We start from the raw sequence: 21,197 nt of genomic DNA, 5'->3' as shown, positions 1-21,197 counted from the left end.
ACAATGAGAGAGAAAGAGAATAAGAGAGGAACATCGTGATGACCAATAGAGAAAACGTAGATGTTGAGTACAAGCGAGTATCCGTTCAGGAACTTCGTAAGGATATTGTAGCCTTTGCCAATACGGAAGGCGGCACTCTTTATATAGGCATAAATGATGATGGTTCTGTGGCAGGTGTAGAAGATTCGGATGATACCATGCTGCGACTGGCGGGAAGCCTGAAGGATGGCATTGCACCAGATATTATGCCATTTGTGCAGATTCGTGCCATCGAACGGGAAAATAAAACAGTGATTGCAGTGGAAGTGGCCATTGGTTCTGCCAGACCGTATTATTTGAAGGACAAGGGCTTGAAGCCGACTGGAGTGTACGTACGCCGGGGGACATCCTCGCAGCCTCTTAGTGAAGCTGGTATACGGGATATGATTGTGGAGTCATATGGCAAATCCTACGAAACATGTCGCAGCCTTAACCAAGAACTTACCTTCGAGGCTTTTCAGAAAGAAATGGCCGTGAGGGAAATGGAGTGTGGGTCCGTGCAGATGCGGACTCTGAACATGATTGGTGAAGATGGTCTTTTTACCAATCTTGCCCTGCTGCTGTCTGACCAGTGTGAACATACGCTAAAAGTGGCCGTCTTTCAAGGCACAGATGATGTCATCTTCCGCAACCACCAGGAGTTTAGTGGCTCTTTGCTGTCGCAGTTGGAAGCAGGGTATGCTTTTCTGGACAAAAATATAGCTGTCAAATCGACCATTGAAGGCCTGCGACGCAAGGAACAGAGAGATTATCCCATGGCGGCTGTCAGGGAAGCATTGCTCAATGCCATTATTCATCGTGATTACAGTTTCAATGGAAGCACGTTGGTAAACATATATGATGATAGAATAGAGTTTGTGTCTCTTGGCGGATTGGTGCCTGGGCTTTCTATGGAGGCCGTGCTGATGGGAGTTTCCCAGTCACGTAATGCATGTCTGGCAAATGTTTTTTATCGGCTGAAATTGGTTGAAAGCTATGGTACGGGGATAAAGCGTATCAAGGCATTGTACAAGAATAGTGAGAAACAGGCTGTTTTTGAATCAGCACAGGGGGCATTCAAGACTACCTTGTTCAATCTCAACATCGAGGAACAGGCAGAAACAGTGATATCATACCAACCAGATGCAGAAAAGGAAATTGTAATGAATCTTCTAAAAAGACAAGGCAGTATTACTCGCAAGGATGTGGAGTTGGCATTGTCAGTAGGAACGACCAAAGCATATTCCATATTGACGAAGATGTGTGATGAAGGTGCCTTGATTATGCAGAAGGCTGGCAATAGGACGCAGTATAAAATCAGATAGTAAAAAATCAAACAAGCAGCGGAGGCTGAGGGAGGCACAGGTGGGCTTTAAGAAGGCAGATACGGAGGACAGGGATTTTTAAGACAAAATAATACGACCGGCTGTCAGTTTCTTTGCGGAAGTGACAGCCGGTCTTTTGATGCAGAGAAAGGCGATATAAGATAGTTCCTATTCGTTATCGGGGATGTCTTCCAGTAGGTCGGCCAGTGTTATCCGGGAAAAATCGTCCAGCATATGGCTTTTTACCATGGAAAGGCGACTGCCCAGCACCCGGTGGATATTGCGGCCAACGGGGCACTGGGGATTTGGGTTATCTTGGATATGGAACAAGTCCTCGTCTTCTTCTACTGCCTGGAATACATCTTGTAAAGTAATGTCCTGGGGAGCCTTGGTCAGCTTCGCCCCGCCGACAACGGCAGCCACTTCTACGAGGCCAGCAGCTTTAAGTTGGCCCAGAGTCTTGCGGATGATAACCGGGTTTACGTTGACGCTGGAGGCCAAAAAAGTTGAGGTAGTCTTGAACACGCCGTCAAATTTGGCAATGCACAGCATGATATGCACGGCCACGGGCATACGAAACGAAAATTGCATATTCATTCTCCTTATAAATAAACGTTCTCATTGTAATGTATGGTATTACAGTGAGAACGTAATGTCAATTAAGAGTTGAATTTATAAAGGAGAAGGCAGTCAGCGTATGCTTATAGCGGAGAATTCGCTTTTGTCGGCCCGATGATGTGAAATGGAGTATTCAAAGGGATGTCCGTCGCTGAAAAAAGCCACCTGCTCTACCTCTAAAATCGGGTCATTGGGGGCAAGCTGCATTTGTTCCTGCTCCATTTCAGTAGAACGCACAGCCCGGACTATGCGATGAGCTGACTGGATGTTGAGTTTGAGCGTCTTCTCGATATGATGATAGATGGAATGTTCCAGTATCTCATTGCGTATGCCGGGGACTAATTGAATTGGCATCATGGTGTATTCGATAACCATGGGCACATCGTCAAGAATCCGCAGGCGAATAATGTCGTAGACAAAATCCTGGGTGGACATTTGCAGCTTCTTGGCCACTTCCTCGGAAGGATGCACTATCTCAAAACGCAATACTTTTGTGCTGATGTGGCGGCCTTTGTAGGTCTCGGCAAAGCCGGAGAATTGGTTGCCGGTACTGATGCTGAGCTGCTTGGCATAGTTGTCATCCAGAGTCTTGACAAATGTGCCGGAGCCACGTCGCTTGGTTACCAGGCCTTGTTTGACCAGCTCGTCCATAGCCCGTTTAATGGTAACCCGGCTTACCTTGTACTTTTCGCACATATCCTTTTCCAATGGCAGCTGGTCGCCTGAGGTGTACTTGCCCTGGCGGATTTCTTGCCGCAAATCTTCTGCAATCTGTTCGTATTTTAGCATATTCATCATTCCTTACAGATATATATTATAATTATACACAAAAAGAATATACATTTCAAACATTTTTATAGTCTATATTTGGATTTATAAGCAAAAGACTTGTTTTATGTGCAACATTTGAATGGCAAAAGGAGCATCAGGCTCTCAGGGGGAGAGGGCTGATGCTCCTTTTTATATATGCAAGCAAAAATGGGGAAGCTTGCTAAATCCCATGGGGATAGGATTTCTAGAAGGAGAAGAGCAGATTGGCAAAGTAAGCTGTGCCATGGGGATGGGTGGCATCGTAGCTTGCATCAATCGCTCTGCCATTGAACAGGTAATAGGTTTGCAGCTGGATGTTTTTCGTGAAGTGATACCACAGGCTGGCTTCCACGCCCTTGCGACCCGGTTTTTCACTGCCGTTGACGATACTGGTCATAATCAGGGCATCGGAGCCGAGATAGCGATAGCCAAGGGAACCGCCGTATCGCTTATCGCCCCAGGGGCTTCCGTTATAGACTAGTTTGATATCATAGGCCTTGTTTTGCCAGCCTCTGTTGCCGTGGGAATAGAACCCCGTCAATTCGAGGTTGCGGGAAAGCCGCTGACGCAGGTTGACTGCCACAATGCCAAGATGGGAATCACCATAAGCTACGGGGGAGTCGAGGTTGTAGTAGCCAAGACCGGCTGTGGTGCGGTCGGTAAAGCTATGCTCCACCGCCACGCCCCAGGCACGCAGCCGCTGGTCGGCAAAGCCGCTATCCGTGGTGCCCACATAGGTGTAGTCATTTCTGCCGCCTGCCCGGCGGAAGGTATCTGACCAATCTGAGGAAAGGTCGGATACCTTCTCATGAAGATTGCCGCCGTAAGCCTTAAAGGTAGTCTTGCCGACATTCCAGTCCAGCTCGCCGCCCTTGGTTCTGGCATTGCCGACCACGCCTTCCTGAAGGCCGGGCGTGAAGAGGCCGAGAGTGAATGTTGCTCCCTTGGCTACCGGGCCTTGGGCGTAAAAGTGGTAAAGCATGCCGGAAACTTCCTTATTGGAAGCTCCGTAGGCATCGGAAAAACTGGTTTCGCTGTTCCAGCCGTCATTGGTGCCCCATTTGGTATCGATGCCAGCGTGGACTTTCCAGGTTTCATTAACCTGGGCATCCATATTGAGGAAAAGTTCTTTTTCCCACCAGGTATGCTGGTCACTGGTGCCTTTCATGGCTTTTTGGGCAAAGACACCGCTCCACTTAATCTTGTCAGCGTTTCTTTCCAGTTCGGCTACCCGGACACCCAAAGATTCCAATTCCGCAGAAAATTCCGCAGATAATTTGTCGATTAGTGCCTTGTCAGCGGAGGGCACACCGCTTTTGGCCATTGCCCTGGCTGTCATTTGGGCCATTTCGTAGCGGGTAATGGAACGCTCTCCACGAAAGGTGCTGTCTCCATACCCTTCAATAATGTTATCAGCTGCCAGCTGCTCTATTGCATCATAGGCCCAATGGTCAGCGGGGACATCAGCAAAGGGATTGGCTGATGCCTGACCGGCAGAAAGGGCACTTATGGCTAAAGTGGCAGCCAGGATGAGCGGTTTATGGCTCATTTTAGTTCCTCCAATTCTCTAAATTTTTTGGACGTCCTAGGTAAAAGGATAAAGTAAAGAGATAGTGTTTGTCAATATAAAAAAATATTTATTTTATTTTTGAATGTTTTTATTGACAAAAAGAATAGTCATATATTAAAATGATGTCATGATAAGTTATGTCAATCTGAGAGAGGAGCAGAATCATGAACATTTATTTGGTGTGCAATGCCGGGATGTCTACATCCATATTGGTAAAGAAGATGCAGGAGGCAGCAGAGAAAAAGGGACTTGCAGATACCAATATAGAAGCATTTTCCGTTGAGGTGCTGGATGAACGGGTGGATACAGCCGATGTAGTGCTGCTTGGCCCCCAGATTCGCCACATGGTGGAGGATGTAAAGAAGGTTGTCGGCGGCAAATGCCCTGTGGATGTCATTGACATGCGGGATTATGGCATGATTCGGGGTGACAAGGTGCTGGAAAAGGCATTGAAGCTTTCCGAGGGCTGAGGATGAAAAGGGAGATGGCACAGTCGTGTGCACATCTCCCTGCTTAAAAATGGTGTGTGTTTCAGGAGGGAGAAATAGTGAGTTCGGTTATTTCCAAATTTGAGCAGGTCATGATGCCTCTGGCGGGCAAAATTTCCAGCAATAAGTATCTTTTGGCCATGCGTGATGCGTTTTCCATGTTGTTGCCTTTTATTATTGTAGGCTCTTTTTTTGGCATTATTGAATGGGTGGTGCTTGACCCTTGGGGCACTATTATGGGTGAGAATGGCATGAATCTTGGCCAGGCCATAACAGGGCTTTCCGGCGATGCCTACAAAGCTTCCCGTTTTGTGGCTGCCATGCAGATTATGCAGGGACTTTGCAATAATGTAGTTACAGTAGGTTTTGGCATCTTTTCGTTTTTGCTGGTGGCAGCCTTCTCCTATCGCTTGGGGGGAATATGGGGCGGTGACAAGTTTGCCACGGCCCTGACGGCCATGGGTGCCTTTATCATCATGACCCCGCAGCAGGTTGTAGGCAAGGCCGGAGATACTATCGGTGCTTTCAGCCTGGATTATTTTGGCAACAAAGGCGTATTGACTTCCATCATCGTGGCAACGGCAGCTTCCTGGCTGTTTGTGAAGCTTTCCCAAAATGAGAAAATCCGCATCAAGATGCCGGATACAGTGCCACCGGCAGTTTCCAAGTCATTTGCCGTTCTGGTACCTGTATTTATCACCCTGTTTTCCTTTACGATATTGGCTACTCTCTTTGCTCATGCGGAATTTTTTGGCAAAACGGCTCTGAATGACATTATCTATGCCATTATTCAGGCACCGCTGATGGGCTTTTCCCAGGGAATCGGCTTTTCTATCCTCTATCAGGCTATTGTCTGGTTCTTCTGGTGGTTTGGCATTCATGGCCATAATGTGACGGCAGCTATTCAGAATATGGTATATATGCCGGCCCAGCTCGCCAATCAGGCCGGGGATGCTTCCTATATTTTCAGCAATGGATTCTTTGAGGCCGGCCTTATGCACATCATGGGCCTTTTGATTGCCATTTTCCTCTTCTCCAAGCGTGACAGTTGGCGGGCCGTGGCCAAGCTGGGCTTCCCTGCTATGCTGTTCAACATTCAGGAGCCGATTGCTTTTGGCCTGCCCATTGTGCTGAATCCCATATTGCTGGTTCCTTATATTCTGGCTCCTCTGGCCAATACGGTTATCGGCTGGCTGGCTATCGCCACGGGGCTGGTGCCTGTCTTTAAGTACGTGGTTCCCTGGACAATGCCCATGTTCTTCGGCGGCATGATAGGGACTGGCTCTGTTATGGGCGGTCTTTTGCAGATTGTCTGGCTTGTAGTGGATATTGTCATCTACGCTCCCTTTGTTATGGCAGCCAACAAGATGAAGGATGAAGATACTGAGGAATGAAAAGTTCCTTCAGCATGTAAAGAAAATTCAGAAAAGGCAAGTGATTACAATGAATGAAAAAACAGTAGAACAGTCCATGCAGCTCATCCTCCATTCCGGTACGGGACGCTCCATGGCCATTGAGGCCGTCCGTGATTTGCTGGGAGGCGGGGATGCAGAGGCAGCCAAGGAGAAGCTTAAGGAGGCTGGCAAGGAAATTGGCGAGGCTCATGACATACAGACGGCTATGATGTCGGCAGAGTGTGACGGTGAGCCGGTGGAAAAGTCCATTTTGCTTATCCATGCACAGGACCATTTTATGACTGCCCTGGCTGTGCGGGATATGGCCCAGCTGATGGTAGAAATGTATGAAACGTTAAGGAAATAGGAGACCGAATATGCAGTATAAATTCCCGGATAATTTCTGGTGGGGAGCGGCTACTTCAGGCCCCCAGTCAGAAGGACGCTTCCATAAAGTACATAAGAGCGTTTTTGACCATTGGTATGATATAGAGCCGGAGGCGTTTTTTGACCGTGTAGGCCCCAATGTTGCCTCGAATTTTTACAATGACTATGTTCAGGATATTGCGTTTATGAAAGAGGTGGGCTTGAACAGTGTCCGCACATCTATTCAGTGGACACGCCTGATGAAGGACTTCGAGGCAGGAACTGTGGAGCCGGAGGCGGCAGAATTTTATCGTAAGGTGATTGAAGAGTTCCTGCGGCAGGGGATACGCCCGGTTATCAACCTGCATCATTTCGATTTGCCCGTTGAGCTTTATGAAAAATATGGCGGCTGGGAATCCAAAGAGGTCGTGGAGCTGTTCGTCATTTTTGCCCAAAAGTGTTTTGAGCTTTTCGGCGGGCAGGTCAAGGACTGGATAACCTTTAATGAGCCCATGGTCGTAGCGGAAGGCGAATATCTCTATCAGTTCCACTATCCAAATGTGGTGGATGGCAAAAAGGCCTGTCAGGTAATATACAATCTGAACCTGGCCTCGGCAAAGGTCATTGAGGCATTTCATCGTTCTTCTTGTGCAAAGCAGGGCGGGCGAATCGGTATTGTGCTGAATTTGACACCGGCCTACCCTCGTTCCCAGGATGAAGCAGATATCAAGGCGGCTGCTTTTGCGGAAGACTTCAAGAACAATGCCTTTCTCTATCCGGCGGTCAAAGGTGTATTCCCCCAGTCGCTGACAGATGTCCTGAAAGAAGATGGCGTGCTTTGGGACTCAACGCCGGAGGAACTGGCCATCATCAAGGAAAACACCGTCGATTTTCTCGGTATCAATTACTACCATCCATTCCGGGCAAAGGCCAGGGAAAATGCCTTTGATGAATCCCGGGGCTGGCTGCCGGAAAAGCATTTTGAGGAATATGAAATGCCCGGGGCAAGGATGAATCCCTATCGTGGCTGGGAAATCTATCCGCAGGCCATTTATGACATCGCCATAGAGGTGCGTGACAAGTGTGGCAATATTCCCTGGTATGTGGCCGAAAATGGCATGGGCGTGGAAGGCGAGGAAAAATTCCGCAACAGGGACGGCTATATCGAGGATGATTACCGTATAGATTTCCTGAAAGAACATCTTGCCTGCCTGCATAAGGCCATTGCGGAAGGGTCAAACTGTTTCGGCTTCCATATGTGGACGCCCATCGACTGCTGGTCATGGAAAAATGCCTATAAGAACAGATACGGATTCATCGCCGTGGACTTGAGCAACCAGCAGAAAACAATCAAGAAATCAGGCTATTGGATGAAGGAAGTCAGCCAGAACAATGGTTTTTGATAACAAGCTTGGGGAGGTAATTGAATGATGAAAAAATCCCGTATACTCATAAGTGCGGTCTGTGGCTTGCTGGCCATGGCACCAGTTGGCGTGCTGGCCAATCCGCTGACCGATGCCAATGATTCTGCCTATATAGAAAAAACTGTCCGACCTGATGCCGAAAAGGCCGCCAAGGAGGCGGCAACTTTGACCAGGCTTGCCCCATATGTCAATCAGGATTTGCATCCCGTAGATGCAAAGGCCACATCGGAAGCAGTTGCCTTGTACCGCTATTTGCATGCTGTGGGCAAGAGCGGCCAGGTTATTTACGGGCACGAAAACGATGTACATCATAAAATGTTTCGCCCTGAAAATGGCTCGGAATCAGATACGAAGGATGTAACCGGTGCTCTGGCCGGTGTGGTGGGCTTTGACAGCCTTTCCTTTACCGGGGATGAATTGCGGCTTGACGATTCCGATTGGAATATGGGAATCCGCTATGTGGAACGCATGGCAGAAAAAACCGCCAAGGCTGCTGAGGAGGGCAGCATCATCACCCTGTCCATGCACCTGCCAAACTTTGACCGGGTAGCCAGGAAAGCTGCTGTGACAGGAGAAGTGGATTACAGCTCCTACTCACCCCATATTCTGGAAGGCAATGTTGCCCACCGCATCCTGCCGGGTGGGAACCTTAACAGCGTTTACAATCAGTATCTTGATTTGGTGGCAGATTATGGCTTGCGTATGCAGGAAAAAGGCATTCCCGTCATTTTCCGGCCTTTGCATGAACATAACGGTTACTGGTTTTGGTGGGGCGTAAAATCCACATCCGCAAAGGATTTCCAAAAGCTGTGGGAGTATACGGTAACTTATTTGCGTGACCAAAAGGGCGTACATAATTTCTTGTATGCCTATTCCCCTAATGGACCCTTCCAGAATGAACAGGAATACTTCACCCATTATCCCGGTGATGCATGGGTTGACATTTACGGCATAGATACCTATGATGATGACCAGACGGGAAGCTATTATTTGAATCTCGACAAGTCCCTGGAGCTCATTCAGGGATTGGCAGAAAAGCATGGAAAAGTCCTCGCTCTTACAGAGGCAGGTGTTCGTCAGGGCGGCAGTCTGGCCATAACAGGCAATAAAGACAAGCAATGGTTCAGCAAAGTGTCCGCTATCTGTGCCAAACATCAGGCCGCTTACTTCATGACCTGGTCAAATTTTGAAAAGCTGCCGCACAATTTCTTTGCTCCCTATATGGTCAGCAAAACTAAGGGGCATGAAATGGTGAATGATTTTGTCAACTTCTACAATGAGGACACAAGCCTGTTCGCCGATGGTCTGGTTGATTACCGTCCGTTGGGCAGGTAAAAATTTTTCTAGGGAAATGGAGTGATTAGGGTGTTTTATCCCTTGAAGCTAAAAGCCCCCCTCAAAGATTATCTTTGGGGAGGGACACGGCTGAAACATGAATATCATAAGGAAACCGATTTGGACAAGGTAGCCGAAAGCTGGGAATTATCCTGTCATCAGGCCGGGCTGAGCATGATTGAAAATGGCGAGGCTAAAGGCAAGACCTTGGCAGAATTTATCCAGGAGCAGGGCAAAGATGTCTTGGGCAGGAATGCGGAAAAGTTTTCCTACTTCCCCCTGCTAATCAAACTTATTGATGCCAGGGACAATCTTTCTGTACAGGTTCATCCTGATAATGACTATGCCCTGCGTGTAGAGGGCGAATACGGCAAGACAGAAATGTGGTACATCGTGGACTGCGAACCGGGGGCAAGCTTGCTGTATGGATTCAAGCAGGAAATTACCCCTGATGAATTTGCCCGCCGCATTGCCGACAATACCTTGCTGGAAGTCTGCAATCAGGTGCCGGTGAAAAAAGGAGATGTCTTCTTTATTGAAGCAGGTACGCTCCATGCCATTGGCAAAGGAATTTTAATTTGTGAAATCCAGCAGAATTCCAACACCACCTATCGCATTTATGATTATGGAAGAGTAGGCAAGGATGGAAAGCCACGGGAACTGCATGTAGAGAAAGCCAAGGAGGTTACGAAGCTGGCTCCTCCCACCAGAGACACAAAGCCGCTGGCTGCATTAAATATCTTTGCGGATGCAAAAGCAAGTCTGCTGGCCTCCTGTGAATATTTCACAGCATATCATTTTGAACTGAATGGATGCTGCCCCCTGCGATGCGGCGAGGAATCCTTTCAGGCGTTGACTGTGATTCGCGGTGAAATGGAAATTGTCGCTGAAGGTGGGAAAACAAAACTGCTGCAAGGCGAAACGGCCTTTTTACCGGCAAAAACAGGGAAGTATCAAGTGAGTGGCAAAGGAGCGTTTATCTTAAGCTCGGTTTAATACGATGACAGGAGCAAGTTTTTCCTCATAATTTTTTTTCAACCACCGTCTAGGTAAAGGTAAAGGAAAATTTAGCAAAACCAAGGGTTTGAAACACCTAGATAGAAAAGATTAGGTACATAATCAACTAGAAATACCTAAAGTTTTCTAGTTGAAAGCCTTCATATCTGCAGTATTGCTACGAAAAAGGGGAGCTGGAAGACTATTACATGTGATTGCCACGAGGAGAAAGGGGCAATCGTAGTTTCTTTCTTGGACTACGTAAAGATAAAAGCTGGCCAATGGTAGCCAGCTTTTATCTTTAGTCATGCGGAACCAGCTTTGATGTGTACCTCTTTGATAGCTTGTCAGCCACATGGGCATACCTGGCCGTAACCTTTGGGTCACGGTGCCGAAGAATGTCCTGGACAAGTCGCAGGTCCTTGGTTTCCTGGTACAGATTGGTGCCGCAGCTGTGCCTGAACACGTGGCAGGAGTAGCCTGGGTGTTTCAGGTTGCAGGCCTCCAGAGCTTTATTCATAATGGCCCGGATGCCATTCCGGGAGATACGGCCCAAAAAGTTCCTATTAGAAGAAGACAGAATCAACGGCGTGAGAACGCCGTCCTTTTTTACCTTGTGGTTGGTGGGGATAGCCTTCAGGTATTCCTCGATAAGCTCGAAGGTTTCCTCGCAGGGGTAGATAGGCTCCATCCGGCCCTTGGTTCCCTTACCTCGTACCATAATGGCACTGGCTTCCCAGTTGATGTCCTCCACGCAAGCCCGATGAACCTCGATGTTTCGCAGACCCTCGACGCCCATCAGATAAAGGATGAGCTTGTTTCTGGTTCTGGTGAATGCATCCGCATCTGCATCGAAGACACGGACAACTTCATTCATCTGCTGCGGTGAGTAGAAGTGCAGCAGGGCGTCAGTGCTGTTGCCGATGGACGGAGCTTCTACATCGGCAGCTGGGTTGACCTTTATCAGGTCAATTTTCTTCGCTGCCGTGTAAAAGGCACGAATGGAGGCCAACATGACTTGGATGCTGTCGGGCTTATACTGCCGGTTCAGCAGGAACTCCCGATACATCATAATTTGATATTCGTTCAAAGCAAGCGGATGCCTTTCATGGGCAATGCACCAACGGATGAAGAAGTCAATCTGATTGCAGTAGTGCCGCATGGTATCCGAGGATGGATTCCCTTTGGCGATGACACGGGGAATGAATTCGGCATAATGGGCTAAAAAATAGTCTGGGGTAATCTGCTGAACATCCAAAGTCGAGGACAGTTGATTAGTTGTTACTATCAAATTGTTGTCAGGCATGGCTGGCCTCCTTCTTAGTTATCAGATAATTATGATATTCGAGGTAGGACTGATGAAAAAATTCTTTATTAACATTTTACTGTGGATAATCGGCATTAGCAACACTAAATTGTGGGGAAATTTTCAGACTGACAAAACGGACATAAAATACCGATTTATGCTTATTTATCAGTCTGAAATAGTAAAATTCAAATCATAGCCCCTATAATTGCCTGTAAGCGTTTTTAGATGTACACGCTATACTTTATATGCAAAATCTTCCAGATGGGGCTTATAAGCAATTCTGTGAGGTCGTTTTTCCGTAAAGGCTAATATATTTTTGAACGTCCAGTAAATTCAAAAATCGAAAATTTACGAACGCGATGACAATTAGATTGTAAATGTACACCTTTACGGCTGGATTTTTAACGAAAAAAGGGCCATAGCGATTTATAGCCCTTCTGAGCGCCGATATTTGATTTTGCGATACTTTATATGCTTGAGTGCGGTATCGTGTCTTATAGGCAATTCTGTGAGGTCGATTTTTAGATAACTTAATCTTAACCTGACCACAAAATATATGAAGACTTACAGTCATGTACCTTTACTCATCTACTAAAAAGGAGTGACCACACCGTAAACACCGGTATGAATGATGCCAAGCCGCTTTAGCTTTTCTATATTTTTCCATATTCTGCCTAGCGTTTTCTCGTTGTTCTTCAGCATGTATTTTTTTGTTCTTATAATCATATATACAATGTAAAACGATAAGAACAGATACAGCTTCGGCCACTATTTTCATAAATTCAAATGCACCATGCCAGCTTGTATCCCAAAAATCTGCTACGTTGATAAAACCAAATGTGTTTGCAAATGATACTATTAGCCATACAAGAAAAGCAATAATAGGAGCGAGGCAGCCTATTCCCCCTATTAATTCGCCTATGGTTTCTGAACCGGCACCACTCACTTTATCTGGCGTTATTGTTGGAGGGGATGGTGGGGCTACAGATTGTGCTAAATCAGATGTATATGAATTTGTATGTGAAACATTCCCATAAACGGGAGTACTTCCGACGACTTTTGATTCTTTGTGACCATCAGCGTATGTGGTAACTTTTGATTGGACGTTATGTCCCACAATTTCTCTGTGTATTTCTACTCCGGTTCCATGACCTTCACTATATATGATTGAAAAAGAGCGCGTGTTATCACTTCCGCAATGTGGACATCTATATTTGCTATTTTCCATTTTATTTCTCATCATTAAAAATCAACAAGGCGCAATGCTTCTCCTGACTGCTCTCACTCTGCCACTCCTGCTTGGCCTGACCAGTGTGGCTGTTGACTGCGGGAGCCTGTATCTTGAAAAATCCCGGCTTCAAAATGCCGCTGATGCCGCCAGCAACACGTACAAACACATGCGGCTTGTTCCGGACGAACAAGCCTACCTGTTTGATCAAAACATGCAGGATCATATCAACCGCCTTCGCGCCCGCCGAAGCATCTATATCCCAGATCAATCTCTTGATGGAAACCTAAGCAAGACCAATCATGGGCAGATTCCCAGACAGGTATCCCAGTTCGATCCGGAAATCGATCTCTCCCAATGGGACGGACAGATCGTAGAACTTCGCTACTATAGTAATAAATTCAAGCTCACCCGTCCCCTCAGTCATTTAACCTATGTTATCGTGGACGGAGGAGACTCTATTGTTTTTGATGTGTCCAATGATTATACGAACAACAATCTTGTCCTGATCTATTCTCCAACCGATACGGAATATTCCACCACCGATGCCGAAACCTATAATTCCGATGGAAAAGACGGAAATCGTGCCGACCCGGTCTATAAGACCAAAAAGGCAAAAATTTCTCATCTGGCCAAAAGCAGTATAAAATTCATTAACAGCGATCCATCTGGCCAATCTCATACATTCAGCGGTGCTATCTACGCACCGTTCGGCGAGGTGGACTTTGCTATGCTTCGCTCTTTCCGAATAAAACCGACAAAGGGAAAACCCGGGTCATTGCAACGCTTCTTGAAGAGTGAGCGTTCTCATGGTTTCATTCTCTGCCGTGAAATTCGCAGCCGCCGCTGGTACAGTACTCCACCGGCAACAAAAAACAGCAGTGCCAGCAGAAGAAGTTTCCCGACACATTCTCCATAATGAGGGGAACTTCCTATCAGAAAAAGCTCCCTCACCGTATTGGAAAAATGGGTAAGCGGAAAACATTGTGACAGCAGCTGCATGCCTTTTCCCATGGATTCAGCAGGCCAGGTATATCCGGAAAGAATAAACGCCGGAACCGGATATAGAATGGCCGCACGAACAAAGGACAGTTCTGCGGAAAAGAATGCGGAAAAGAAGATGCAAAAGCCAATGACCGCCAACAAGAAAACACCTGCCAGTAAAGCCAGTCTTCCCGGCGATGCATGCAAAACAATGCCAAGCCCCTGTGTGACAAAAACAGCTACCAACGCATACGAAACCATTCCCAGCAGCCAGTAGATCACTGTTTTACTCAGAATCATTGCCCATACCGGAGCATCCTGCATGTTTTCAGGATGCTCCGCTTCGTATAGCGAGGAAGCCCCAACTGCAAAAAGGACGCCCTGCTGATAAGCGACCATAGCCAGACCAAGAAGGAAAAAAAGCATATATCCCTGCGTCGCATTGTACAGAACACGCAGATGTACGGCAACCGGGGCAATATAGCTCAATGCCGTTTCCTCACTCATTCCATAGCGTAAAGCAGTCTGGTGGACTGCCAGATGATTGGAAAAATCCGTCAGAATATCCTGCGCAGCAGAGCTGGTGATATTGGTCAGAATAATGTTTGAACCATTGACCAGATATAATACGGTTGCATACCCTCCGGTTCCCGCTTTTTTCGCAAAATCGTGCGGAATATCGATCGCAGCAATCGCTGTTTTTTCATGCAGGGTTTGCCGCATCTCTTCCTGCGTATTGACATAGGCAACAATCCGATAACTGTCACTCGCCTCAAAATCTTGAACCAGATGACGGCTTAGCGAAGAATTATCCTCATCCAGAATGACACAGGGAACCGCTGTCACGATATTGGGCAAATAGAGCATGCCAAAAACAATAAGGTAAGCCAGCGCCGCGCCAAACAAGAAAGTCAGACGCCGAAGGTCGCCACGGATTTCCTGAATCTCCAAACAAAACAACGAGATCAGCTGTTTCACGTTTCTGCCCCTTCCTTTCTCCAGCTGCGCAGACGACGCCAATGGAACACCATTCCGGCCAGCAAAGCGCAAAGCAAACCGCCGCCGGTCATTATGATAATATTGCCAGCCAGTTCCGGTGCATAACCGGAAAGCATAATATCGCGCAACGCATCACCGGCATACGTCATCGGCAGCATTCTGCCAAAAGCAGCCGCCACGCTATTCATATCAAAGACAGGCCAGGAAAGCCCACTGTAAAGGAGCCCCGGCATAATGTAAACCATTGGCGCCTGAAGGGAAAGTTCCCGGGAAGGCACGCAGGCAGAAAAAAGCAGTAAGACACCACAGACAAAAAATAGAAAGGATCCGCCAAGAATCATGGCATCCAGCCAGCTCCCACGCATTGGCACCGCAAAAAGTCCGATAACGACGAAAAGAGACAGCAGGTATCCCGCCATGGCGGTCAGCCAATAAGGGAGCGTCCCGGCCATAATCAGAAGCCAGGAAAGATATTTTTTCCCATAGCGCCGTCTCAGAAGCTCCGTGATGAGCAACGGTGCCAGAGTGACCATGACGCCGATCTGCAGACCGTTAAGCATCAGGCCGGACAGCATAAACGAAGTATAGCCATTCGCCGGATTCCCGGTAATACGAACTCCTAATCGGACAGGATAAGCATTGTTCCAGGCAGCTGCCGGCAGCAGGCCGCCTGCTTCCAACAAATTGGCAGAAACCGCCAGAGAAAAACTCCGCGCAATTTCCTGTGATGCGCTCAAAGCGGCGTTGCCAAACATGTTGTTGGCAGAATTCACCATAAGCATAGCATCGGAGCCGCGTCCCAGATGAATATCCCGGGAGAAATCCCTCGGTATCTCCAGCACGGCCAAAGCCCGCCCCTCCAGCAAGGTCTGTCTCATCTCCTCCTCGGTGCTTACATAATCCGTCACGGTAAAGCGGTCAGAATCACGGTAAGACTGGATAAACTGACGGCTCAAACTGCTCTGATCTTCATCATAAACAGCCAAAGGAATGTAATTGACTACATTTTCTTTATAAATCGTACCGAACAGTAGCGTAAAACCTAAAGGCGCGCCGATAAGCAGCGCAGCGAGCGGCACCCGCCCGCTGAACAAACTGCGGAAAGAGTCCAGAAACACCTCCTGGAATGTTCCACCCATCATTTCTCACCCCCCGCCAGACGGAATCTCATTCCGGGGCGCAGGGCCGGATCATTGACCTGTATCTTCACATTAAAGCTTATGATATCCGACGCATCACCCCGTTCGCTGGTTGCACGCTGTGTAGCAAATTCCGCTTTCTTGCTTATGTCGGTAATGGTTCCCGCCACTTTTGTCTTTCCGTCACGAGCAATCAAGCTAACATCCTGACCGACAAAATAATCGGACAGCTGCGTTTCCGGTACCTTAAGGTCCACCCAGTTATCCGATGTATCCTGGACGGCAATGAGTGGTGTGCCAGTAGAAATCATCGACCCCTCTTCCACATATTTTTCCGTAACAACTCCATCGAATGGAGCACGAATTTCTGTCTCATCGAGGGAAACCTCTACCTCCTGCAGAGCGGCCTGCGCCTGTTGTAATTTGCCCGCCATGACTGCTTCATTCGCCTCATCCGCTGCCGTCTGCCCAAGACCAGCCTGTGCCTGCCGCACAGATGCGACGGCCTGCTGATAAGCAGCCTGCGCCACCTCATATTTCGTCCGGAATTGCTCATACGTCTGCCGGGATACCGCGCCACTGGCAACCAGCTCGGCATAACGCTGATAATCGGCCTCTGCCTGAGATAAATCGGCACCTGCTCTGTCTTGTGCCGACCGGGCCGCAGCCAACGCCGACTGTGCCGTTCCAGACTGCATGACCGTCACAGCAGCAGACTGGCGTTGCTGTGATCGAATCGCCTCGATATTGGCTTCGCACTGTCTTTTCTTCGTCTCAAGATCCCTTTTGTCGATCCGGGCGATCACCTGTCCGGCTTTTACCTCATCGCCTTCTTTTACGAAAAGCTCTACAACACGCCCGGCAATTTTCGAATTCACATCGATCTCCTTTGCATCCGCACGTCCCCATTCCACACGTCGTTCTGAATTTTGCCTGCCACAGCCAAAATTCAGAACGATAAGCCATAAAACGATAGCCACAGCAAAAATCCGTTTCATCAATCCATTCCTCCATTAATTAAATATGTTCAAATAAAGAATAAAAAGAATGTCTGCCGATTTCGGCAGAGCCTTTACTCGCCGATAGGGCGCATCGCCAGATCATTGGCGATAGCCAGCCACAATTCCTCTTTTTCCTCAATGCGTGCGATAATCTGATGAACAGCCAGAGACGGCACATGAAACAAATTCAGTGCCAGTGCCATCAGCTCGGCCCGGCTTCTGACATGGTCATGCGTCTGCTCAAAATAAAGCTCGGCAATACAGGCCCGCATGGCTCCTTTTATCAGGAGCATCCGTTCATAATATTCCGCTTCCGTTGCCTCCAGCTCAGTCCCATCAAAAATATGGTGAGCCAGCAGAACAAACTGACTGACCATATGCTCAAAAACGATATTGGAATCATATCCTTCTTTGTAAACATCCCGGATAATGGGCGCCGCTTCCATTTCTTTCAGTTCCAGCTCACAAATCGCCGCCAAACGGAAGGCCGGCGTTTCATCCGGACAGCGTTCCTCAATCTTGGCAATGCCATGCTGTACCATTTCCAAAATTAACGACTGGAAAATATCCTCTTTATTCTTAAAAATATAATAAATACTGCCGATAAGGACACCGGATTTCTCTACGATCATACGAATCGTAGTGCGCTTGTAACCATACTGAACCAGCAATGTTTTCGTACTGTTGAGTACGCGCCGCCTCACATCTTTAAGATGATCTTCGGACAGCTCCGTTTTCTTCCGCATCCTGCCGCCTCCTTTAACATGTTCAACTCAATAATAAAATAACCCCCCCTGATTGTCAATACACAACTTCCCTTGCTTTCTTCATTGGATCAGGGTAAATTGTGGCTTGGATGTCTTTCGTTCTGTGGTACTGCTCGTTTTAGAAGCATGTTTTCCTTTTACCATCTTCAGCGGGCAGGATGGCTGCTTTTTTGATTTCACCGCGGCACTGCTGCCGCGCGGAGAGTCTGGATGTCTGACTAAAAGCTCCTGCATATTCAACGTTTTCATCCATTCCTTCAAATATCCCTTGCTGCGCGCCTGCCGAATCTTTGCCGCCATGATGATTGCCGCTCCGGATCAATCTCACCAGCCAGCCCGATCCGCTCCAGATAGCCGGTCAGATTTCCCCGGAAATAGGCCAGCCGCATCCTTTCCTGCAGGCGCATAGCCGCCCGGACCATAATCTCATCCAGACGTTCATCAAAACGGCCCTGCTTCATCCTCGCACCCTCTTCCATCCATTGCGAAAAAATTTTCTTATTCTTTACTCATATTTCTATCTTGGTAAATAGTGCTAACCTTATCATTATTTAATTTTCCATATTATTTCGTTCTCCTGCTTAGTTTACTTATATATGAAAAAAAGTCGTCCTGTGGACGACTTCATCTTAGCTAAATTTTATATTAAGCATTAAACTATTTTATTGATAAATAATCCAGAAATACTTGTATAGCAATGAATTAGCGGCTCTCCATCGGGGCTGTATTCATCAGGCCTGTGGTATTCTACACTGTCACGTAAGGCAGGAATATTATGGCAATCCGCTTCTAGGCTGGTCAATACATCATCAAAGGTGCAAATACTACTGTCTGTCTCATGTAATTCAGCCACAAGGATTTCTATTTCTTCGCTGTCATTTTCAACGAATACCATGCCTGACTTACTTGCCAGCGACCTATCGACCAGATATCGTGTAACAGTTCCAACGGCTTTGATATCCAGAAGTTCCGCCAGTATGGGTATATCTTCTTCATGCTTGTCTATATAATCCTGTGCGGCTTCATTGATTTTTTTCCCTTTGTCTGCTATGGCTTCCTGCAGCAATAGCATATTACCGGCCAGCTTACCCTGTTTGATGTAAATGGTGAAATACTGACCACCGCAGGAGCGTTCTACGTCTACATCTGTAACTATGGTTCTCATTGGCGATACCTATTATCTGACCGCTGCCGCTGTCTTGGTGGTCGTATGTTCCTTACAGAATTCGGATGCCAGAACGTTATCTTTGAGCTTTTTGGTATATTCCTGTTTGTCCCCTTCCAGCACAGCCATTCTGGGGCTTAACTTGAAGAGGGTTATGGTGGCCCGGTCAATGTCGGTCTTATCTACATATCCGTTTTTCTCGCAGCTCTTATGGGCAACTTCTTCTAAAAAAGCCTCGTCTGCTTTTTCCCATCCAGCCTGATCCGCAGAGCGGAGGCTGGAAAGACTGTATTTCTGGGCATTATTGAAGATAAAATTGTTATAATCGTCCTCCACCGTACCGGAATTCGAGAAATTTACCGGGGAACCGGCAAAATAAGCCTCGTTGAAGCTCTTTTGGTAAGCATCGTGCTTGTCTGCGCCTATGGCCTCTCGGTCTGCAGCAATGGTCTTTTCGATTTTTTCATTGGAAACCGGGGTCATAAGCTCCATATCCTTGAAAGGCTTGACGTTAAGTTCCTGAAAACCTACGCTGTCTACATAAAAGTAACGCTCATTGACCTGTACTACATCACTCATAGACAGGGAAGACATCACCTGTCCGGACGGTCTGTTGTCTGCGTTGTGCTCGGTGTAAATGTGTTCGAGAATGGACGATATATTCTCTCCCTTGGCTTCATAGGCTTCCTGCCATTTCTGTTCGTAGGCCTTGAAGTTCAAGGGATTCTTGGCATTATGGGTCTTGCTGGCTTCTTCCCAGCTGTCAAAGTGCCAATCATGGCCTTCTCCTAGCTGATGGATGGCCACATAGAGCTTAGTGGCAGGTTTGCTGACTTCCTCGGTGGTTCCTTTGGTTTGCGCTTCTGCCGTGACAGCCTTTTCTTCAGGCTTACTGGGATTGGTGGCAGTCTTTTCTTTGGGAGCCTGAGACTTGGCTGGTTCCACGGCTGCACCTTTCTCCGTGACTTCCTCTGCGCTTTTTGACTGAAGCTTTTCCTTCATCAAATCCCGTACATAGTTCTCAAGGTATTTGGCTATCTTGGAGGCATCGTTGGCAGCTTTGAAGATTTCGGTCTTATCTTCCTTCAAGGCTTTCAGCCAGCTGCCAATGTAGGCGGCGTGGTTCTGGGTATTCATGGGAATGCCAAGGTCTGCTGACAAGAAGGTGGAGGCCAGTTCTGCCCGGAGTTCTTCTTTGGCATAGGTGGGAGAGCCAAAGTCCACGCTCCCCATGCCAAAGCGATTTAAGCGACTGCTATGCCCTGTCCAATGACCAAGTTCATGCAAGGCCGTGGCATAGTAATCTGCAATTTCCGGGAAAGCTTCTGGAGCTGGCAGGTGGATTTCATCTGCACTGGGACGGTAGTAGGATTGGTTGGCTTGGTCATTGAAGATTTTGGCTCCCGACCTTTTCAGCATGGCTTCGGCAAGCTCAATCTGGTCATCATGGGTGTAACCTTCTGCCTTGGGCACATACTCCGGAATAGGTTCATACTTAATCACCGGCTCCATCTTAGGAACCATAACAGTCTTTCCGTCTTTGCCCTTGCTCTCTACTAAGACCGGTTTACCTGCACTGTCATAGGCTGGGGCATAGACTTGTTTGCCATTCTCGTCCTTAACGTAGGTCATGCCTTGGCAGCAGTCTGTGGCGTGGAAAACACGGTAGTATCTATTTGTCCAATGCTTTTCATCCTCTGGTAGCTCATTTCCTTCAAGGTCTTTCTCGGCATAAAAACCCATGCGGATAAGGGTGGACTTGGCTCCCTTCTTGATAGAGTACCCCATATCCTTGGCCTGTTTGAAGGTAAAGAACCGTGGGTCTTTGCTATTGCCGTGACGGCGCATTACGATGGAAAGGCGAATGAGATTATCCTTGTAGTAGGGTCTGCCGGTCTTGCCGTTGATGGGAACGGCGGCGATAGCCGCTCCCACTTTGCTGTCCCAGCCCTGCTGCCAAGGTGTAGTTCCCTCTTCAATAGCCTTGATGATTTCATTGGTGACTTCCTGATAATAGTCTTTTTTCATATCTGCCATGATTTACTTGCCTCCTTTCTGTGCTTCAAAAGCTGCCATAATATCCCGGTTATACTGTTCCTCTGTCACCCATTTTTCGCCGTCCCAAACATTCTTCTCGGCAGCTTCGGCAAAGTTTTCATCCGTGATGGTTTCTTCAGCATCCTCTGCCTCCATTACGCCCTGTGCCTTGATTTCTTCCTCGGTCATGGTGCAGTTTGTTTCATTCATGGTACGTTCTCCCT

22 protein-coding genes are annotated in these 21,197 nt (G+C 47.6%); 8 read left to right on the top strand and 14 right to left on the bottom strand.

The window, feature by feature from the left end; all coding sequences use genetic code 11:
• Positions 1-38: 38 nt before the first annotated feature.
• The gene (locus FZ040_RS11845) at positions 39-1,343 is read left to right on the top strand and encodes an RNA-binding domain-containing protein (protein ID WP_149172178.1); all 1,305 of its coding nucleotides are present in this window, start codon (positions 39-41) and stop codon (positions 1,341-1,343) included.
• 168 nt (positions 1,344-1,511) lie between these two features.
• Here FZ040_RS11845 and FZ040_RS11840 read toward each other — a convergent pair whose 3' ends face one another.
• From FZ040_RS11840 to FZ040_RS11830, 3 genes are all read right to left on the bottom strand, one after another.
• A complete protein-coding gene (locus FZ040_RS11840; protein ID WP_149172177.1) occupies positions 1,512-1,934 on the bottom strand; it encodes an Rrf2 family transcriptional regulator in 423 nt (140 codons plus the stop codon).
• Between the two features lie 99 nt (positions 1,935-2,033).
• Positions 2,034-2,750 (bottom strand): GntR family transcriptional regulator, encoded by a 717-nt coding sequence (locus tag FZ040_RS11835; protein WP_149172176.1) that lies wholly within the window; start codon positions 2,748-2,750, stop codon positions 2,034-2,036.
• A 226-nt stretch (positions 2,751-2,976) separates the two neighbouring features.
• Positions 2,977-4,320, bottom strand: coding sequence for an S-layer homology domain-containing protein (locus tag FZ040_RS11830; protein ID WP_149172175.1), 1,344 nt, complete (start codon positions 4,318-4,320; stop codon positions 2,977-2,979).
• A 185-nt stretch (positions 4,321-4,505) separates the two neighbouring features.
• Here FZ040_RS11830 and FZ040_RS11825 point away from each other — a divergent pair, with 185 nt between their 5' ends.
• From FZ040_RS11825 to FZ040_RS11800, 6 genes are all read left to right on the top strand, one after another.
• Positions 4,506-4,811 carry a PTS sugar transporter subunit IIB gene (locus FZ040_RS11825; protein ID WP_149172174.1) on the top strand — a complete coding sequence of 102 codons (306 nt, stop codon included), beginning with the start codon at positions 4,506-4,508 and terminating at the stop codon, positions 4,809-4,811.
• Between the two features lie 77 nt (positions 4,812-4,888).
• Positions 4,889-6,223 carry a PTS sugar transporter subunit IIC gene (locus FZ040_RS11820; protein ID WP_149172173.1) on the top strand — a complete coding sequence of 445 codons (1,335 nt, stop codon included), beginning with the start codon at positions 4,889-4,891 and terminating at the stop codon, positions 6,221-6,223.
• Positions 6,224-6,272: 49 nt separating this feature from the next.
• Entirely contained in the window at positions 6,273-6,590 is a 318-nt protein-coding gene (locus FZ040_RS11815; RefSeq protein ID WP_149172172.1) for a PTS lactose/cellobiose transporter subunit IIA, read from the top strand.
• Between the two features lie 10 nt (positions 6,591-6,600).
• Entirely contained in the window at positions 6,601-7,992 is a 1,392-nt protein-coding gene (locus tag FZ040_RS11810) for a glycoside hydrolase family 1 protein (RefSeq protein WP_149172171.1), read from the top strand.
• A gap of 24 nt (positions 7,993-8,016) precedes the next feature.
• Positions 8,017-9,348 (top strand): glycoside hydrolase family 26 protein, encoded by a 1,332-nt coding sequence (locus tag FZ040_RS11805; protein WP_255448869.1) that lies wholly within the window; start codon positions 8,017-8,019, stop codon positions 9,346-9,348.
• A gap of 30 nt (positions 9,349-9,378) precedes the next feature.
• On the top strand, positions 9,379-10,344 hold the full coding sequence (locus FZ040_RS11800) for a type I phosphomannose isomerase catalytic subunit (RefSeq protein ID WP_149172170.1): 966 nt from the start codon (positions 9,379-9,381) through the stop codon (positions 10,342-10,344).
• Positions 10,345-10,645: 301 nt separating this feature from the next.
• Here the strand turns inward: FZ040_RS11800 and FZ040_RS11795 are convergent, their stop codons facing one another.
• Positions 10,646-11,650 carry a tyrosine-type recombinase/integrase gene (locus FZ040_RS11795; RefSeq protein WP_149172169.1) on the bottom strand — a complete coding sequence of 335 codons (1,005 nt, stop codon included), beginning with the start codon at positions 11,648-11,650 and terminating at the stop codon, positions 10,646-10,648.
• Positions 11,651-12,233: 583 nt separating this feature from the next.
• The gene (locus FZ040_RS11790; protein ID WP_149172168.1) at positions 12,234-12,881 is read right to left on the bottom strand and encodes a hypothetical protein; all 648 of its coding nucleotides are present in this window, start codon (positions 12,879-12,881) and stop codon (positions 12,234-12,236) included.
• On the opposite strand from FZ040_RS11790, the gene FZ040_RS11785 reads away from it, so the two are divergent.
• Positions 12,868-13,800 carry a Tad domain-containing protein gene (locus tag FZ040_RS11785; RefSeq protein ID WP_187620323.1) on the top strand — a complete coding sequence of 311 codons (933 nt, stop codon included), beginning with the start codon at positions 12,868-12,870 and terminating at the stop codon, positions 13,798-13,800. The two genes, FZ040_RS11790 and FZ040_RS11785, sit on opposite strands and share 14 nt — an antisense overlap.
• Here the strand turns inward: FZ040_RS11785 and FZ040_RS11780 are convergent.
• From FZ040_RS11780 to FZ040_RS11740, 9 genes are all read right to left on the bottom strand, one after another.
• Entirely contained in the window at positions 13,689-14,843 is a 1,155-nt protein-coding gene (locus tag FZ040_RS11780; protein ID WP_149172166.1) for an ABC transporter permease, read from the bottom strand. The two genes, FZ040_RS11785 and FZ040_RS11780, sit on opposite strands and share 112 nt — an antisense overlap.
• Complete coding sequence (locus tag FZ040_RS11775) at positions 14,840-16,006, bottom strand: ABC transporter permease (protein WP_149172165.1); 1,167 nt, start codon at positions 16,004-16,006, stop codon at positions 14,840-14,842. Before FZ040_RS11775 ends, FZ040_RS11780 begins: the two co-directional genes overlap by 4 nt.
• Positions 16,003-17,001 carry an HlyD family secretion protein gene (locus FZ040_RS11770; protein ID WP_149172164.1) on the bottom strand — a complete coding sequence of 333 codons (999 nt, stop codon included), beginning with the start codon at positions 16,999-17,001 and terminating at the stop codon, positions 16,003-16,005. The genes FZ040_RS11775 and FZ040_RS11770 overlap by 4 nt, the downstream gene beginning before the upstream one ends.
• 74 nt (positions 17,002-17,075) lie before the next feature.
• The gene (locus tag FZ040_RS11765) at positions 17,076-17,750 is read right to left on the bottom strand and encodes a TetR/AcrR family transcriptional regulator (RefSeq protein ID WP_149172163.1); all 675 of its coding nucleotides are present in this window, start codon (positions 17,748-17,750) and stop codon (positions 17,076-17,078) included.
• An 81-nt stretch (positions 17,751-17,831) separates the two neighbouring features.
• Complete coding sequence (locus FZ040_RS11760; protein WP_149172162.1) at positions 17,832-18,071, bottom strand: hypothetical protein; 240 nt, start codon at positions 18,069-18,071, stop codon at positions 17,832-17,834.
• Positions 18,029-18,232, bottom strand: coding sequence for a hypothetical protein (locus FZ040_RS11755; RefSeq protein ID WP_149172161.1), 204 nt, complete (start codon positions 18,230-18,232; stop codon positions 18,029-18,031). The genes FZ040_RS11760 and FZ040_RS11755 overlap by 43 nt, the downstream gene beginning before the upstream one ends.
• A gap of 191 nt (positions 18,233-18,423) precedes the next feature.
• Positions 18,424-18,936 carry a hypothetical protein gene (locus tag FZ040_RS11750; protein ID WP_149172160.1) on the bottom strand — a complete coding sequence of 171 codons (513 nt, stop codon included), beginning with the start codon at positions 18,934-18,936 and terminating at the stop codon, positions 18,424-18,426.
• 12 nt (positions 18,937-18,948) lie between these two features.
• Positions 18,949-20,973, bottom strand: a complete 2,025-nt coding sequence (locus FZ040_RS11745; protein WP_149172159.1) for a zincin-like metallopeptidase domain-containing protein — start codon at positions 20,971-20,973, stop codon at positions 18,949-18,951.
• Between the two features lie 3 nt (positions 20,974-20,976).
• Entirely contained in the window at positions 20,977-21,183 is a 207-nt protein-coding gene (locus FZ040_RS11740; protein ID WP_149172158.1) for a hypothetical protein, read from the bottom strand.
• Between the last annotated feature and the right edge of the window lie 14 nt (positions 21,184-21,197).

This window comes from Pseudoselenomonas ruminis, assembly GCF_008271295.1.
Classification (GTDB): Bacteria; Bacillota; Negativicutes; order Selenomonadales; family Selenomonadaceae; genus Selenomonas_A; species Selenomonas_A ruminis.
This window is presented reverse-complemented; position numbering and strand designations above follow the sequence as displayed.

Excerpts from the sequence above, each read along its gene's own strand:
- FZ040_RS11770 (WP_149172164.1), bottom strand. The coding sequence starts at position 17,001 with ATGAAACGGATTTTTGCTGTGGCTATCGTTTTATGGCTTATCGTTCTG.
- FZ040_RS11815 (WP_149172172.1), top strand. The coding sequence starts at position 6,273 with ATGAATGAAAAAACAGTAGAACAGTCCATGCAGCTCATCCTCCATTCC.
- FZ040_RS11825 (WP_149172174.1), top strand. The coding sequence starts at position 4,506 with ATGAACATTTATTTGGTGTGCAATGCCGGGATGTCTACATCCATATTG.
- FZ040_RS11840 (WP_149172177.1), bottom strand. The coding sequence starts at position 1,934 with ATGCAATTTTCGTTTCGTATGCCCGTGGCCGTGCATATCATGCTGTGC.
- FZ040_RS11760 (WP_149172162.1), bottom strand. The coding sequence starts at position 18,071 with ATGGCGGCAAAGATTCGGCAGGCGCGCAGCAAGGGATATTTGAAGGAA.
- FZ040_RS11795 (WP_149172169.1), bottom strand. The coding sequence starts at position 11,650 with ATGCCTGACAACAATTTGATAGTAACAACTAATCAACTGTCCTCGACT.
- FZ040_RS11835 (WP_149172176.1), bottom strand. The coding sequence starts at position 2,750 with ATGCTAAAATACGAACAGATTGCAGAAGATTTGCGGCAAGAAATCCGC.
- FZ040_RS11740 (WP_149172158.1), bottom strand. The coding sequence starts at position 21,183 with ATGAATGAAACAAACTGCACCATGACCGAGGAAGAAATCAAGGCACAG.
- FZ040_RS11765 (WP_149172163.1), bottom strand. The coding sequence starts at position 17,750 with ATGCGGAAGAAAACGGAGCTGTCCGAAGATCATCTTAAAGATGTGAGG.
- FZ040_RS11790 (WP_149172168.1), bottom strand. The coding sequence starts at position 12,881 with ATGGAAAATAGCAAATATAGATGTCCACATTGCGGAAGTGATAACACG.
- FZ040_RS11810 (WP_149172171.1), top strand. The coding sequence starts at position 6,601 with ATGCAGTATAAATTCCCGGATAATTTCTGGTGGGGAGCGGCTACTTCA.
- FZ040_RS11805 (WP_255448869.1), top strand. The coding sequence starts at position 8,017 with ATGATGAAAAAATCCCGTATACTCATAAGTGCGGTCTGTGGCTTGCTG.
- FZ040_RS11755 (WP_149172161.1), bottom strand. The coding sequence starts at position 18,232 with ATGAAGCAGGGCCGTTTTGATGAACGTCTGGATGAGATTATGGTCCGG.
- FZ040_RS11745 (WP_149172159.1), bottom strand. The coding sequence starts at position 20,973 with ATGGCAGATATGAAAAAAGACTATTATCAGGAAGTCACCAATGAAATC.
- FZ040_RS11845 (WP_149172178.1), top strand. The coding sequence starts at position 39 with ATGACCAATAGAGAAAACGTAGATGTTGAGTACAAGCGAGTATCCGTT.
- FZ040_RS11830 (WP_149172175.1), bottom strand. The coding sequence starts at position 4,320 with ATGAGCCATAAACCGCTCATCCTGGCTGCCACTTTAGCCATAAGTGCC.
- FZ040_RS11750 (WP_149172160.1), bottom strand. The coding sequence starts at position 18,936 with ATGAGAACCATAGTTACAGATGTAGACGTAGAACGCTCCTGCGGTGGT.
- FZ040_RS11775 (WP_149172165.1), bottom strand. The coding sequence starts at position 16,006 with ATGATGGGTGGAACATTCCAGGAGGTGTTTCTGGACTCTTTCCGCAGT.